The 15,704-nt window shown below is 34.4% G+C and carries 17 protein-coding genes; 9 read left to right on the top strand and 8 right to left on the bottom strand.

The features are described 5' to 3' along the window. Nucleotides 1-11: 11 nt before the first annotated feature. The 6 genes from AC3QL1_RS06545 to leuB all read left to right on the top strand — a co-directional run bounded on the left by AC3QL1_RS06545 (nt 12) and on the right by leuB (nt 7,489). Complete coding sequence (locus AC3QL1_RS06545) at nt 12-815, top strand: SDR family oxidoreductase (RefSeq protein ID WP_492496153.1); 804 nt, start codon at nt 12-14, stop codon at nt 813-815. A 74-nt stretch (nt 816-889) separates the two neighbouring features. Continuing rightward, a complete protein-coding gene (locus AC3QL1_RS06540) occupies nt 890-1,810 on the top strand; it encodes a helix-turn-helix domain-containing protein (protein ID WP_492496151.1) in 921 nt (306 codons plus the stop codon). A gap of 520 nt (nt 1,811-2,330) precedes the next feature. Beyond that, on the top strand, nt 2,331-3,725 hold the full coding sequence (gene leuC, locus AC3QL1_RS06535) for a 3-isopropylmalate dehydratase large subunit (protein ID WP_492496149.1): 1,395 nt from the start codon (nt 2,331-2,333) through the stop codon (nt 3,723-3,725). A 160-nt stretch (nt 3,726-3,885) separates the two neighbouring features. Further along, nucleotides 3,886-4,482 (top strand): 3-isopropylmalate dehydratase small subunit, encoded by a 597-nt coding sequence (gene leuD, locus AC3QL1_RS06530; protein WP_029271626.1) that lies wholly within the window; start codon nt 3,886-3,888, stop codon nt 4,480-4,482. Nucleotides 4,483-4,736: 254 nt separating this feature from the next. Beyond that, on the top strand, nt 4,737-6,257 hold the full coding sequence (locus tag AC3QL1_RS06525; protein ID WP_492496147.1) for a hydroxymethylglutaryl-CoA lyase-like TIM-barrel protein: 1,521 nt from the start codon (nt 4,737-4,739) through the stop codon (nt 6,255-6,257). 170 nt (nt 6,258-6,427) lie between these two features. Continuing rightward, entirely contained in the window at nt 6,428-7,489 is a 1,062-nt protein-coding gene (gene leuB, locus AC3QL1_RS06520) for a 3-isopropylmalate dehydrogenase (RefSeq protein WP_492496145.1), read from the top strand. A gap of 106 nt (nt 7,490-7,595) precedes the next feature. Here leuB and rbp read toward each other — a convergent pair whose 3' ends face one another. Then, nucleotides 7,596-7,943 carry an RNA-binding regulator gene (rbp, locus tag AC3QL1_RS06515; protein ID WP_492496144.1) on the bottom strand — a complete coding sequence of 116 codons (348 nt, stop codon included), beginning with the start codon at nt 7,941-7,943 and terminating at the stop codon, nt 7,596-7,598. A 130-nt stretch (nt 7,944-8,073) separates the two neighbouring features. Next, the gene (locus tag AC3QL1_RS06510) at nt 8,074-8,562 is read right to left on the bottom strand and encodes a DUF6252 domain-containing protein (RefSeq protein WP_492496142.1); all 489 of its coding nucleotides are present in this window, start codon (nt 8,560-8,562) and stop codon (nt 8,074-8,076) included. Between the two features lie 196 nt (nt 8,563-8,758). On the opposite strand from AC3QL1_RS06510, the gene AC3QL1_RS06505 reads away from it, so the two are divergent. From AC3QL1_RS06505 to AC3QL1_RS06495, 3 genes are all read left to right on the top strand, one after another. Continuing rightward, nucleotides 8,759-9,331: a 30S ribosomal protein S16 gene (locus AC3QL1_RS06505; protein ID WP_492496141.1), complete on the top strand. Its 573-nt coding sequence runs from the start codon at nt 8,759-8,761 to the stop codon at nt 9,329-9,331. Between the two features lie 15 nt (nt 9,332-9,346). Then, nucleotides 9,347-9,871 (top strand): ribosome maturation factor RimM, encoded by a 525-nt coding sequence (gene rimM / locus AC3QL1_RS06500; RefSeq protein WP_492496139.1) that lies wholly within the window; start codon nt 9,347-9,349, stop codon nt 9,869-9,871. A 95-nt stretch (nt 9,872-9,966) separates the two neighbouring features. Then, nucleotides 9,967-10,674 carry a tRNA1(Val) (adenine(37)-N6)-methyltransferase gene (locus tag AC3QL1_RS06495; protein ID WP_492496137.1) on the top strand — a complete coding sequence of 236 codons (708 nt, stop codon included), beginning with the start codon at nt 9,967-9,969 and terminating at the stop codon, nt 10,672-10,674. Here AC3QL1_RS06495 and AC3QL1_RS06490 read toward each other — a convergent pair. The 6 genes from AC3QL1_RS06490 to AC3QL1_RS06465 form a co-directional block, all read right to left on the bottom strand. Further along, the gene (locus AC3QL1_RS06490) at nt 10,671-11,960 is read right to left on the bottom strand and encodes an HlyD family secretion protein (protein ID WP_492496135.1); all 1,290 of its coding nucleotides are present in this window, start codon (nt 11,958-11,960) and stop codon (nt 10,671-10,673) included. The two genes, AC3QL1_RS06495 and AC3QL1_RS06490, sit on opposite strands and share 4 nt — an antisense overlap. A 2-nt stretch (nt 11,961-11,962) precedes the next feature. Further along, the gene (locus AC3QL1_RS06485; protein ID WP_492496133.1) at nt 11,963-14,155 is read right to left on the bottom strand and encodes a peptidase domain-containing ABC transporter; all 2,193 of its coding nucleotides are present in this window, start codon (nt 14,153-14,155) and stop codon (nt 11,963-11,965) included. 252 nt (nt 14,156-14,407) lie between these two features. Then, complete coding sequence (locus tag AC3QL1_RS06480) at nt 14,408-14,587, bottom strand: hypothetical protein (RefSeq protein ID WP_492496131.1); 180 nt, start codon at nt 14,585-14,587, stop codon at nt 14,408-14,410. Between the two features lie 372 nt (nt 14,588-14,959). Continuing rightward, a complete protein-coding gene (locus AC3QL1_RS06475) occupies nt 14,960-15,151 on the bottom strand; it encodes a hypothetical protein (RefSeq protein WP_492496130.1) in 192 nt (63 codons plus the stop codon). An 18-nt stretch (nt 15,152-15,169) separates the two neighbouring features. Next, on the bottom strand, nt 15,170-15,409 hold the full coding sequence (locus AC3QL1_RS06470; protein WP_492496128.1) for a hypothetical protein: 240 nt from the start codon (nt 15,407-15,409) through the stop codon (nt 15,170-15,172). 95 nt (nt 15,410-15,504) lie between these two features. After that, complete coding sequence (locus AC3QL1_RS06465) at nt 15,505-15,657, bottom strand: hypothetical protein (protein ID WP_492496126.1); 153 nt, start codon at nt 15,655-15,657, stop codon at nt 15,505-15,507. Nucleotides 15,658-15,704 lie beyond the last annotated feature (47 nt).

The raw sequence follows: 15,704 nt of genomic DNA, 5'->3' as shown, positions 1-15,704 counted from the left end.
AACAAATTATTATGAAAACTATTTTTATTACAGGCGCTTCTTCAGGATTAGGAAAAGCTACAGCAAAATTATTTCAACAAAAAGGATGGAATGTAATCGCAACCATGAGAAATCCTGAAAAAGAAACAGAACTTTCTAACTTAAACAATGTAACGCTTTTACCGTTGGACGTTACTAATTATGAGCAAATACAAAGCACGGTTCAAAAAGCTATAGAATTAGGTGAAATTGATGTCGTTTTTAACAATGCCGGCTATGGTTTGATTGGTCCTTTGGAAAGTCTATCTGACGATCAGATTACAAAACAGCTTAATACTAATTTATTAGGCGTAATTCGTGTTACGAATGCTTTTATTCCCTATTTCAGAGAAAGAAAAAGCGGATTATTTATCTCAACAACTTCTATCGGCGGATTGATTTCTTTCCCGTTAGGATCTGTATATCACGCCACAAAATGGGGATTAGAAGGCTGGAGCGAAAGTATGGCGTATGAATTAAATCCGTTTGGAATAAATATTAAAACGGTTTCTCCGGGTGGTATTAAAACAGAATTTCTTCACGGATCACTTGATACCGGAGTGAAACCTGAATATGAAGCAATGGCAAATAAAATGTTTGAAAATGTAGATGTAATGTTCGAAATGGCATCAACTGCAGAACAAATTGCCGATGTAGTTTACGAAGCTGCTACAGACGGAAAAACCCAACTAAGATATGTAGCCGGAGAAGATGCAAAAGCACTTTACAAACAAAGACTGGAACAAGGTGACGAGGTCTTTCGTGCTGCATTCGGAAAACAATTTTTGGGAGCATAATTTATTACACTGATACCGTTCAGGTTTTGATAATCTGTGCGGTATTAGTTTTGAAATTTTTATACTTTTATATTATGGAAAAGAAAAACAACAATCCTGCAAAAATTTCCTCGATATCACAATTTCATAGTTTATTGAAGTTGCCAAAGCCTCTTCACCCTATGATAAGTTTGGTTGATAACAGGCAGCTTGTCATAAATGCCGATTTAACAAACACTTCTTTTTTGCTCGATTTCTATAAGATATCCTATAAGTTTTCTACCAATGGAAAAATGGGTTACGGTCAGGGTTATTATGATTTTAACGAAGGCGGATTAATGTTTGCTTCTCCCAATCAATTGATTTTTACAGATAATCACGAAGGTGTTGAATATTTTGGTTACACACTTCTTTTTCATCCTGATTTTATTAGAAATTATCCTTTGGGGAAAAACATTAAAAAATACGGTTTCTTCTCCTACGATACCAACGAAGCGCTTCATCTTTCTGATAGCGAAAAAACAATTATTACTGGATTATTGACAAGTATTGATAATGAACTTCACACCGCAATAGACGAGATGAGCCAGGATGTAATTGTTTCTTATATTGACGTTTTGCTCAATTACAGCAATCGTTTTTACAAACGTCAATTCATTACCCGAAAAACAATCAGCCACGATCTGTTACTTAAAGTAGAAGAAACTCTTGATAATTATCTGAATAATGCTGAAACCTTAAAAAGAGGATTGCCTACGGTAGATTTTCTGGCTTCAAAAATTAATGTTTCTACTCATTATTTGAGCGACATGCTTCGAAATTTAACCGGACAAAATGCGCAACAGCATATTCATTCAAAACTAATCGAAAAATCAAAGGATTTCCTGATGACGACCAATCTTTCGGTAGCAGAAATAGCCTATCAATTGGGTTTTGAATATCCGCAGTCTTTTAGCAAACTCTTCAAAAAGAAAACAAGTCTTACTCCGCTAGAGTTTAAAAATTCCCTGAATTAGTCTTCCAAATTATATGTGATTTTTCTTTGCCAACAAATCCTTTTTCTTCTTAAAATACATAAAATTTCATAAAAAAACACCACTTGGATGTCGTAGTATTGAGGCTGTTTATTGAATCTAAATAACACTCAAAAAACTACTTTAAAAGCGTTCAAAATCTACAAAAGCATCACTTTCACAAAGAAACCAAACTGACAATTATTACTATTTTTATTCATTTTGTTACATTTTTTCGAATTAATTCTTATATTTTATACTGATTTTAAGATAAATTTGCAAACTATTAAAACAAAACACAATTAGGCAAAATTACAGCTGAAAAAGAAAAAGAAAATCAATTTCTAAATCATTTTTCTGTCAAATCTGAAGTATCAAATACCGATTCTCAATTTGTATTTTAGTTTGGGTATCGTATATAATGAAATATTGAAATTGACCACTTTGTATCTTTTTTTACTTTTGTTTTGCTATTATCAGGAATTGCTGTGATTATAGAAATTACAATTAAAAAAAATAAAAAATGAGTAAGACATTATTTGACAAAGTATGGGATTCACATGTAGTGCGTAAAATTGAAGATGGACCAGATGTGTTTTTTATTGACCGCCATTTCATTCACGAAGTTACGAGTCCTGTTGCTTTTTTAGGATTAAAAGAAAGAGGCGTTAAGGTTTTATATCCTGAGCGTACTTTTGCAACTGCAGATCACAATACACCAACCATAAACCAACATTTACCAGTTCAGGATGCTTTATCAGCCAACCAGCTTAAAGCACTTGAAGATAATGCCAACGAATACGGAATTTCGCACTGGGGATTAGGTCACATTAAAAATGGAATTGTACACGTAGTTGGTCCTGAAAACGGAATTACTTTGCCGGGTGCTACTATTGTTTGTGGTGATTCTCACACGTCTACTCACGGTGCTTTTGGAGCGATTGCTTTTGGTATCGGAACTTCTGAGGTTGAAATGGTGCTTTCTACGCAATGTATTATGCAGCCTAAACCAAAGAAAATGCGTATCAACGTAAACGGTCAGTTAAGTAAAGGTGTTGGCCCTAAAGACGTTGCTCTTTATATTATTGCTCAGTTAACTACTTCCGGAGGAACAGGTTATTTTGTTGAATACGCCGGAGATGTTTTTGAAAACATGACTATGGAAGGTCGTATGACCGTTTGTAATTTAAGTATCGAAATGGGTGCGCGTGGTGGAATGATCGCGCCTGACCAAACTACTTTTGATTTCCTTGAAGGAAGATTATACGCTCCAAAAGGCGAAGCTTGGGATAAAGCGGTTGCGTATTGGAAAACTCTAAAAACGGATGCTGATGCTGTTTTTGATGCTGAATTAAACATCAACGCTTCAGATATTGAACCAATGATTACTTATGGTACTAACCCAGGAATGGGAATTGGTATCTCAAAACATATTCCGAACGCCAATCAGGTTGAAGGCGGTGAGGAAACTTATAAAAAATCGCTTGCTTACATGGGCTTCCACGAAGATGATGTGATGATTGGAAAACCAATTGATTATGTTTTCTTAGGAAGCTGTACAAACGGACGTATTGAGGATTTCAGGGCTTTCGCCGAAATTGTAAAAGGAAGAAAAAAAGCAGATAATGTTACCGCTTGGTTAGTTCCGGGTTCCCACGTTGTTGAAGCTCAGATTAAGGAAGAAGGTATTTTAGATATTTTGACAGAAGCTGGTTTTGTATTACGTCAGCCGGGTTGTTCTGCTTGTTTAGCAATGAACGACGATAAAGTTCCTGCAGGAAAATATGCTGTAAGCACTTCAAACAGAAACTTTGAAGGTCGTCAGGGTCCTGGTTCAAGAACATTATTAGCGAGTCCAATTATGGCTGCCGCTGCCGCTGTTACAGGAAAACTAACAGATCCTAGAGAGCTATTTTAGATTGGAGAGTTTAGATTTTAGATTTTCACTTTGTGTAAAACTCTTATCTAAACAACTTCATATAAAATTCATTTACATTACTAATACAAAAAATTTTAGCATTTAGAAATTCACCCCAGTGAGAAAATCTAAATCTAAAATCCAAAAATCTAAAATTAAAATGGCATACGATAAATTTAATATACTTACCAGCAGTGCAGTGCCGCTGCCAATTGAGAACGTAGATACAGATCAAATTATTCCGGCTCGTTTCCTGAAAGCTACAAAGCGTGAAGGTTTTGGAGACAATCTTTTCAGAGACTGGAGATATAACGGAGATGATACTCCAAAAGCTGATTTCGTTTTAAACGATTCAACTTATAGCGGGAAAATCCTTGTTGGAGGAAAAAACTTTGGTTCAGGATCTTCAAGAGAGCATGCTGCATGGGCAGTTTACGATTACGGCTTTAGAGCTGTAGTTTCAAGTTTCTTTGCCGATATCTTTAAAGGAAACTGTTTAAATATTGGTGTTTTGCCAGTTCAGGTTAGCCCGGAATTTGCTGATACTATTTTCAAAGCAATCGAAGCTGATCCTAACACTCAATTAGAAATCAACTTGCCAAACCAAACCATTACTTTATTGGCAACTGGTCAGCAAGAATCTTTTGCAATCAACGGATACAAAAAGAACAATATGATTAATGGCTTTGATGACATTGATTATTTGCAAAATATTAAAGAAGATATTGTGGCTTTCGCCGATAAACTTCCTTACTAATAGAAATAGTATTCAGTCTATTAGACCCGACAGGCTTCAAAACCTATCGGGTCTTTCTAAATTAAATTAGAAAACACAGAACGCGGATAAAACAGATTTACTATCGCAAAAACGCGGATAAAAACTGATTTTATTTTAACTAAAGTAAAAATCCGTCATAATCAGCGTCTTCGCAAAGCGAATCCGTAAAATCAGCGTTAAAATCAAAGTATGGATATTACTTTATCCAGCGCATTAGAAATTAGAATATCAATATGGAAAAAAGAAAAATTGAAATAATGGATACGACGCTTCGTGATGGTGAACAAACCTCCGGAGTATCATTTTCTGCTGCAGAAAAACTAACCATTGCACAATTATTGTTGGAGGAATTAAATATTGATAGAATCGAAATTGCCTCTGCCCGTGTGAGCGAAGGAGAATTTCAAGCCGTAAAAGGCATTACAACCTGGGCAACCGAAAGAGGATATATTGATCGTATTGAAGTGCTTTCGTTTGTTGACGGCGGAGTTTCCATAGAATGGATGAAACAAGCCGGCGCCAAAGTGCAGAATTTGTTGACAAAAGGATCAATGAATCACTTAACGCATCAATTAAAAAAAACTCCGGAACAACACTTTTCTGAAATTGCTCAAATCATCTCTTTAGCAAAAGAAAACAATATTGAAACCAATGTATATCTGGAAGACTGGAGCAATGGAATGAGAAATTCTCCTGATTATGTTTTTCAATTTTTGGATTTTTTATCCACTCAACCTGTTAAAAGAATTTTATTACCTGATACTTTAGGTGTTTTAATTCCATCATTGACTTTTGAATTTCTATCAAAAATCAGAGCTAAATATCCACAGATTCATTTTGATTTTCATGCTCATAATGATTACGATTTAAGTATTGCCAATGTTATGGAAGCTGTAAAAGCAGGCATAAACGGACTTCACGTTACAGTAAACGGAATGGGCGAACGCGCCGGAAATGCACCGCTGGAAAGCACGGTTGCCGTTATAAACGATTACCTGCCGGAAGTTAGCATCAACATAAAAGAAACTTCTCTTTATACAGTCAGCAAATTGGTAGAAACTTTTACCGGTTACAGAATTCCTGCCAACAAACCAATTGTTGGTGATAATGTTTTTACACAAACGGCTGGAATCCACGCTGACGGAGATAATAAAAACAATTTATATTTTAATGATTTGCTTCCGGAACGTTTCGGAAGAAAACGAAAATACGCTTTAGGAAAAACTTCGGGAAAAGCCAATATCGAAAAAAATCTTCAGGAATTGGGTTTAAAATTAAATCAGGAAGATTTGAAATTGGTTACTCAAAGAATTATCGAATTAGGCGATAAAAAAGAAACTGTTACTAAGGAAGATCTTCCCTATATTATTTCTGATGTTTTGGACAGTCATACTTACGAAGAGAAAATAAAAATTGAGTCCTATATATTAGTACACTCAAAAGGAATGCGTCCGTCGACTACCTTATGCCTGAAATTTGGAAATGAAATCATTGAAGAAAATGCGCAGGGCGACGGTCAGTTTGATGCTTTTATGAATGCATTGACGAAGATTTATAAAAGCAAAAAATTAACGCTTCCAAAATTGATTGATTACGCAGTGAGAATTCCACCTGGAAGTAGTTCTGACGCCTTATGCGAAACGATTATCACCTGGGTAAACAACGGAAAAGAATTTAAAACCCGCGGATTAGATTCAGATCAAACGGTTGCAGCAATTATTGCAACTCAAAAAATGTTGAATGTGATAGCCTAAGATGCTAAGTTGCTAAGGGACTAAGATTCTGAGATTAAAAAACTTTGAATCTTCGAAACTCAAAAACTTTGAAAAAATAATAACCTAAAAATAATTATAAATTAAAATTCTGACTTACTAAGAAAAAACTTAGAACCTTAGAAACTCAGAATCTTAGAATCTTTAAAAAAATGAAATTTAACATAGCCCTTTTAGCAGGAGACGGAATTGGTCCTGAGGTAATTAATGAAGCTGTAAAAGTATCTGATGCTATTGCAAAAAAGTTTAATCACGAAATAACATGGACGCCGGCTTTAACCGGAGCTTGTGCAATTGATGCCGTTGGAGTTCCTTATCCTGATGAAACGCATGAAGTTTGTATGAAAGCGGATGCAGTTTTATTTGGAGCAATTGGTCACCCGAAATATGATAACGATCCAAGTGCACCAGTTCGTCCGGAACAAGGATTATTATTAATGCGTAAAAAATTAGGGTTATTTGCAAACGTGCGTCCAACTTTTACTTTTCCATCTTTGATTGATAATTCTCCGTTAAAAAGAGAAAGAATCGAAGGAACGGATCTAGTTTTCTTAAGAGAACTAACAGGCGGAATTTATTTTGGAGAAAAAGGAAGAAAAGACGGCGGCGAAACTGCTTTTGACAATTGTGTTTACACAAGAGCCGAAGTTCAGCGTTTAGCTAAAAAAGGTTTTGAATTAGCGATGACACGTAGCAAAAAATTATGCTGCGTTGATAAAGCAAACGTTTTGGAAACTTCACGTTTATGGAGAGAAACAGTTCAGGCAATGGAAAAAGATTATCCTGAAGTTACGGTTTCTTACGAATTTGTTGATGCTGTTGCCATGCGTTTGGTTCAATGGCCAAACTCTTATGACGTATTAATTACAGAAAATTTATTCGGAGATATTTTAACAGATGAAGCTTCTGTAATTTCAGGTTCTATGGGATTAATGCCTTCTGCTTCTGTTGGAGAACATACTTCATTATACGAACCAATTCACGGATCTTATCCTCAAGCTACAGGATTAAATATTGCTAATCCGCTGGCGACTATTTTATCTGCTGCCATGATGTTCGAAGATGCTTTTGGACTTAAAGAAGAATCCGAAGCGATCAGAGCAGTTGTAAACAAATCATTAGAGCAAGGAGTTGTTACAGAAGATCTGGCTGCAAAAGGATCTAAAGCTTACAAAACAAGTGAGGTTGGAGATTGGCTTGTAGCTAATTTGTAGTTTATTTTGTTTCAGGTTTTCGAACTTGAAACTTGAAACAAAAAAATTACCCATAAAAAAAGGGATCAACTTTCGTTGATCCCTTTTATATATTTAGAAAAAAATATTAATATCCTCCTCTGTTACCACCACGGTCATTTCCACCACGGCTGTTTCCTCCACCATAACCTCCACCACGGCTGTTATTATTGAAGCTTCTTCTTTCACCTTCAGGTTTAGGTTCAGATTTATTAACCACAATTGCACGACCTTGAACAGTAGCTCCGTTCAATTCATCAATTGCTTTTTGAGCTTCCGCATCGTTTGGCATCTCAACGAAACCAAAACCTTTGCTTCTTCCAGTAAATTTATCAGTAATGATCTTAACTGAATCTACTGCTCCGTAAGCCTCGAAAGACTCTCTTAAATCTGCTTCCTCAATACTGAATGGAAGGCTTCCAACAAAAATGTTCATATGTACTTATTTATAATAATGTAGCAAATGTAGTCTTATTTTTCTCTAATCTACTATATATTAGTTTATTTATGTTTTTATTTAGATTTAAAAACACCGTTTTCAAAAAATAAATTGATTTATTTCTGAATTAATTTTCAAAAACAGTCGATAGCGTAACGGGAACTTTGTAAAAAACACCCTCTGTAAAGCTTATATTGGTCTTTTCTGTATCATTTTCTGCTGTTTTTACCGCATTAAACTTAAATGTTCCCGAAATGGTTTTGTTTTCAGTATCGTATTCTGTAATTGTTATTTGTCCATTTCCCATATCGGTTCCCGCGCTATACACATAAGATGTTGTACCAAGTTCATTATAAAAGAATGCTCTTGTGTTATTGTCACTGCCAATTGTATATGTCGTAGCTTCTGTAGAAGGCAGCTGAAGTCCAATCTTTTCGTATCCTAAAAATCCGGAAATGGCTACTCTGCCATCTTGAGAGATTTGAGCTTCATAACTTTGAGCTCTCCAAAAAACATTATCCTTTAAGGTTTGAAATGCCGGATTGTTAAATTTTACATCTTCGGTACAAGATGAAATTATAAGAAGTAATGAAAATAAAAAAAAGTACTTTTTCATGCAGATGAATTTTATAGCAAAAGTATCATATTCAATATAAATATTTAAAAACACTTTTCAAAAAACAACAAAAAATTAGGAAAAATTTAGTTCAGATATTTTTAATAAACTTTCGAACGCACAATTCAGAAAAAAATTATATCTTTGCGCCCTTAATTAACAGAGGTCGAGTACCTCAAAATTTAATCATACGATTATGTCAGTAAAAATTAGATTACAAAGACACGGTAAAAAAGGAAAACCTTTTTACTGGGTTGTAGCTGCAGATGCACGCTCAAAAAGAGATGGTAAATACTTAGAGAAAATCGGTACTTACAATCCAAACACTAACCCTGCAACTATCGACTTAAACCTTGATAGCGCTGTAAAATGGTTACACAATGGTGCACAACCAACTGATACTGCAAGAGCAATCCTTTCATACAAAGGAGCTTTATTGAAACACCACCTTGATGGAGGTATTCGTAAAGGAGCTTTAACTCAAGAACAAGCAGATGCAAAATTAGCTGCCTGGTTAGAAGCTAAAGCTGGAAAAGTTGATGCTAAAAAAGACGGTTTAACAAAAGCGCAAGCTGATGCTAAAGCTAAAGCTTTTAAAGCAGAGCAAGAAGTTAATGCTAAACGTTTAGCTGCTGCAGCTCAGGCTGAAGCTGATGCTATCGCTGCTGCAACTCCTGCTGCAGAAGAAGAAGTTGCTGAAGTTGAAGCGGAAGCTGCTACTGAAGAAGCTCCTGCTGCTGAAGAAAATAACGAAACAACTGAAGCATAATTTTAGTTAGCGATAATGCGTAAAGAAGAATGTTTTTATTTAGGTAAAATCGCTAAAAAATTTAGTTTCAAAGGTGAAGTCCTGGCCTATTTAGACACGGATGAACCTGAGTTATACGAAAATCTGGAATCAGTGTTTGTTGAATGCAACAAACACTTGGTTCCTTTTTTTATTGAAACAAGTTCTTTACATAAAAACGATTTTCTCAGAATTCGTTTTGAAGATGTAAATAGCGAAGAAGAAGCAGACGCCTTACTTGGCAATGCTATTTATCTTCCATTAAGCATGTTACCAAAACTTTCCGGTAACAAATTTTATTTTCACGAAGTAATTGGTTTTGAAATCGAAGATCAGCGTTTAGGTGTTTTCGGAAAAATTGTTGCTGTTAACGATACAACAGCTCAACCTCTTTTTGAAGTATTAAATGGAGAAGTCGAAATACTAATTCCGATGATCGACCATTTCTTAGTAAAAATTGACCGCGAGAATAAAAAAGTGATTATGAACTTGCCAGAAGGGCTTGTTGAAATGTACCTTTAAAAAAGTTAATTTGTTAAATCGGTTAATTGTTAAATCGAAAAAACAACTGCTTCCTTTTTTCTATTAAAAATTTTCATTTATAAATATAAATCAAAATGTTTCAGTTTAAACAATTTTCGGTTTTACAAGATCGTTGCGCTATGAAAGTTGGAACAGACGGTGTTCTATTAGGCTCTTGGGCTCCAACAAATCACAATCCATTTAGTGTATTGGATATTGGCGCAGGAACCGGGATTATTGCTTTGATGCTGGCTCAGCGAACACATGCTGAACAAATTGATGCTCTTGAAATTGATGAAGAAGCTTATGAACAAGCAGTTGAAAATTTTGAAAATTCTCCCTGGAGTGATCGTTTATTTTGCTTTCATGCCGGTTTAGATGAATTTATTGAAGAACCGGAAGACGAATATGATTTGATTGTTTCGAATCCGCCTTTTTATGCAAAAGATTATAAAACTGAAAATGAACAACGCGACTTAGCTCGTTTTCAAGACGCAATGCCTTTTGATGAATTAGTTGAAGCAGCTGACTTATTACTTTCAGAAAACGGCATTTTTGCTATTATTCTTCCTTATAAAGAAGAACAAAAATTTATTGCTTTAGCGAAAGAATCTGAATTATATCCAATTAAAATTACACGCGTAAAAGGAACTCCAACATCAGAAATCAAACGCAGTTTATTGGCTTTTAGCCGAAATGAAAATTCTGAAATTGAAATTGATGAATTAATTATCGAAATTGACAGACACGTTTATACTCCTGAATATATTGAACTTACTAAGGAATTTTATTTGAAATTTTAAACCTGTTCAAAAATACTCTTGAACTGATACAAAATTCTTTCCAGCAAGCGTAAATCTTCGGTTACGATTTCTGCACTTCCTTTCATTTCCTGCTGAAACAAAATTTGTTTTTTATAAGAAGTTTTCAATCCGTTTGGAAGAGCAACATCTAATAATAAATTTCCGTCTTTATCCGGAACCAAAGAGATATTCTGAATTTTACCATATAAAACTCCAAATTCCCTATCCGGAAAATTCGCCAGTCGAATATTTACTTTTTGTCCCACTTTTATTTTTCCTGAATTTAATGCGGGAGCTTTTACTTTTCCAATAAAACCATTTTTTGTGTCGGGAATTATCGAAAAAACATTATCTCCGGCATTGATAGTTTGATTTTCTGTCCAAACCTGCAAAAAAGTTACAACGCCACTAACAGACGATTTCAATGTGTAATTAAGTTCCCAGTCTTTTATTACTTTTTTAAGCTGATAAAAAGACTGTGCCATGCCGCGTTCCAGATTCACTTCTTCTTTAGTGCTGTTTATATGCGAACTCTGGCTTGATTTTGTATTATCAATCAAAGAAGATCTTAATTGAGAAATAGACGTTAAAAGACTTTTATAATTCTTTTGAGCCTGAAGATATCCTAATTTCTTGGCTTCCATTTCCTGAGCGGAAATGATTCCTTTATTGAATAAGGTTTCAAAACGGGCAATTTCATTTTTTTGCAATTGCAGCTCGCTTTCATTTAGTAATTTTTGTTCCTGCAGAATATCCAGTCTTTCCTTCAACTGAATTTTTTCTGAAATCTGAGCCCTGCTTTCGACTTCATACGGATGCAAATTTTCATTTAATTCCTGTGCCTGATAATCTTTTTGAAAAACAGCATATGCGCTTTCTATTTCTCCCAGCTGCGTATTTTTAAGCGACGCAAATGGAAAATCTTTCTTGGAATCGTTAATGTTATAGCTGTCGACTATTTTTTTTAATGCAAAAACATCTTTATAATTAGCTGTATTTTCAATAATCGCAAGCGTTGCATTCTTTTGTACTATCGACTTATCCTTAACCAGAATAGCTTCAATACGTCCCGATGTTTTAGAAACAATTTTTTCCGGCGGAATATTAGTCGTTATCACAATTTCAGTATTTACAACATCCGGATATTTAATAAACCAGGATACAAAAAAGAGCATGAAAAGTATCACGAATATCAAAACCGTTCCCCAACGTATCATCCAATGTGGTACTTTGGTGAGAATGTCCTGAACTTCTTCACTTCTTAATTCGAATGTATCTTCTGCCATGATTAATTTCCTAATTGTAATTGATTTCGAACTAACTCAAAATAATTTCCTTTTTGTTCTACCAACGCTGAATGTGAGCCAATTTCTATGATTTTTCCTTTATCCAAAACCACAATCTGGTCAGCATTCATTACTGTGCTCAGACGATGCGCAATAACTACTACCGTTTTATCCTTAAAGAAAATATCCAGTTTTCTCATAATTTCCCTTTCATTATTAGCATCCAAAGCTGAAGTGGCTTCATCAAAAAACAATATTTCGGGGTTTTTATAAACGGCTCTGGCAATCAGTAATCGTTGTTTTTGACCTGTGCTCATTCCCAATCCTTCCGAACCAATTTTTGTGTTGTATCCAAGCGGTAAACCACTTACATATTCTTTTATATTGGCAACGTCAGCCGCATAAATTAATCGCTCCTTATCGACTTTATCAACTCCAATCGCAATATTATTGGCAATTGTATCACTAAAAATAAATCCTTCCTGCATAACGGCTCCAATGTTTGATCGCCATGCTTTTTGGGAAATGTTTTTTAATTGTGTATTTCCAATATTGATTTCACCGGCATTTGGTTCATAAAATTTGAGTAATAATTTCATTAACGTTGTTTTTCCGCTTCCGCTAACGCCAACTATTGCGGTCACTTTATTGGCCGGAATAACTAAACTCAAATTTTCCAGCACCGGAATATCTGATCCTAAATACCGATAGGTAATATTTTTTATATCAATTTCAGCATCATAAGGAACATCGTTTGTTTGATGTTCTTCTTGTTGGGTTTCATCTTCTTTTTCGTGAATTTCAGACAATCTTGCCAAAGATATTTTAGCGTCCTGAAGCTCTCTCACAAACTCAATAAGCTGTGTAATTGGTCCGTTTAAACTTCCCACAATAGAGCTTATCGCAAGCATCATCCCAAGGGTAATGGAGCCATCGATAACTAATTTGGCCGAAAGGAAAATGATGAAAATATTTTTTAACTCATTAATTACAGATGATCCAATAGTTTGGGTTTGCTCTAAAACCAATCCTTTTATCGAAACCCTGAAAAGTCTTGCCTGCACATATTCCCAACCCCAGCGTTTTTGTTTTTCTGCATTGTGGAGTTTGATTTCCTGCATTCCGTTTATAAGTTCCATTACTTTGCTTTGTTCCTGGGAAACCTCAGCAAAACGTTTGTAATCCAGAACTTCCCTTCTTTTTAAAAACAAGGTTATCCAGCCAAAATAAAGAATGCTTCCGGCAAAGAAAACAAAGAAAATCTGAAGATTGAAGTAAGCCAAAACACCTCCCATAACAAACATATTAATTACAGAAAATAATACGTTTAAGGATGAAGTCGTCAGAATCCTTTCAATTCTTCGATGGTCATTAATACGCTGCATAATATCACCCGTCATGCGGACATCAAAAAATGAGATAGGCAGATTCATTAGCTTAATAAAGAAATCCGAAATTAGTGAGATGTTTATTCGGGTTGAAAGATGCAGTAAAATCCAGCTTCTGATGAGTTCTAAACCCGTTCTTCCGGCAAAAAGAAATAATTGCGCAAAAAGAATCAGATATATAAAATGAATATTTTGGTTTTGTATCCCAATATCAACAATACTTTGGGTTAAAAACGGAAAAATTAGCTGTAATAAACTGCTCGCCAGCAAACCTATACTTAATTGTACTAAGAATGATTTGTAGCGCAAAACATATTGTGCCAATAAGCCAAATCCCAAACCTTTATTTTCTTCTTTGTCAAATTCTGACTGGAAAAATTTTGGCGTTGCTTCCACCAGTAATGCGATTCCTTCCTGAGTCGATTCGTCGGCATTGTTTCCTATCCAGAATTTAAGAAAATCTTCTTCATTATATTCGATCAAACCAAAACCGGGATCAGAGATATAATATTTTCCCTTTTTAATTTTATAAAGAACGACATAATGATTTTTATTCCAATGCAGAACACAAGGCAATGGGGCTTCTTCAAGCCTTTTTACGTTTAGTTTGACGCCTAACGTTCTAAAACCGATTTTCTCTGCTGCATCGCTCAAAAAAAGCAAATTACTTCCTTCACGAGTTGTTTCGCTGCTATCGCGTAACTCCTGAATATGGATTGTTTTGCCATAATGTTTAGCAATAATTTTTAAACATGTAGGGCCACAATCTTTATAATCGGCCTGTTTGTAATGGGTGAATTTTTTCAATTCTAAATTTGGGTTTATTTAACAGCAATATTATACAAAAATTCTTAAAAAAAGAAAATTCCTTATCTAAATATCTTAAAAGTAGTTTTCATTTTAAATCAAATTTACCACTTTAATCAATTAAGATAAACAATTAAATACCAGAACTTTATATCTTTTTTAAAACAGAAAAGCTTTGCTAATTAATAACAAAGCTTTCTTTATTGTTTTTTATAAGTTTAAAACGCTTATAAATTTTTATTCAAAGTACTTTTATGAATCTAATGGGCAATTATGATCAATAATACCTCCACATCCTTCACCAGATGTATCAATACCGGCAAAAGTGCCATCAGGGCAATAGCAGGCAATGGGTCCGCCTTTTCCGATTAAGCTTTTTTGCTCATTTTTACTTAAAACCTCAATTCCTTTTAAATCTTTTAGTTTTTTCATAATTAGTTTTTTTGATTTGTTAGTACTTCAATCATTTTAAGACATTTGAAGCATCTGTCTTTTTTTATACTAAAATTCACACAATATTATTTTTTTGCTTAAAAAAAGAGAGAAATGTATATTTCTCTCTTCTCTATCTAAAAAAGTGTAAATTTAGTAATACAAACTTTCTCTAGGATATGGCACTGGTTAGCCCTAACCAATTAAAACCAACTCAGTGACCACCTTTCCTGAGAATCCCGACACCAATCATCAATGTGGGGATATTTGCTCAATGTTCCACGATCGAGCGCCTACAAATTAAAAAAAACATGACTAAATTCTAATAAGGCTGTATTTTTGTATTATTATTTATTTTTAAGTTTAAGAAAATTAACAGCAAAGTCGGTTTGAATCACAAGCTCCTGACTTTGTATCAAAAGGACACGTTTCGCTAATTGAGACTAACACACATCCTGCTTGGATTGCATAAACCCAACATTCAGGGATTCCTCCTGTCATTGTTTTTTGCTCTATTTTTGTTATTTTTTGAGCGCTATCGAGGTTTAAAATTTTCTTTAACATTGATTTTCTATTTTAAAATTATTCTATTCCAGGAGGAAGAGGAAAAGGATAACCGCAATCTCCCGTGCTACCTTCTGATATTCCAGGAATTGATCCGCCTGGACATAATGCATAACAATATGCATTTACTTTCTTTGTTCCGTTCATGCAAAAACATGAACAATTAGCTGGCTGAACAGGTAAACCTCCAAAAATGTTTTTTTGTTCATTTGTACTTAGCCTTTGGGCTCCTTCCAAGTTTAAAATGTTCTTTAGCATAATTTCCTTATATATATTTTTAAACAATAACTAACTATTCATTTTTTCAATTAACAGAGAAAACTAATTTTCTCTGTTAATTCAGTACTATTAATTTAGACTCTTATGCAACGCCATGAATCATATTCGCAAATAGATCCTGCCGGACATGTTCCGTCTTCATAACATGCTAATCCGCCTTTGATTACTTTTTTTTCTTCTTTGGTAAGCTCTTTTGCTCCTTCCAGGTTTAAAATGTTTTTTAACATAACAATAGTTTTTTGTTTGGGTTAATACCTTCAATCCCTTTTAAGAC

It is taken from the genome of Flavobacterium sp. GW823-FHT04A11, from assembly GCF_058796535.1.
This window is presented reverse-complemented; position numbering and strand designations above follow the sequence as displayed.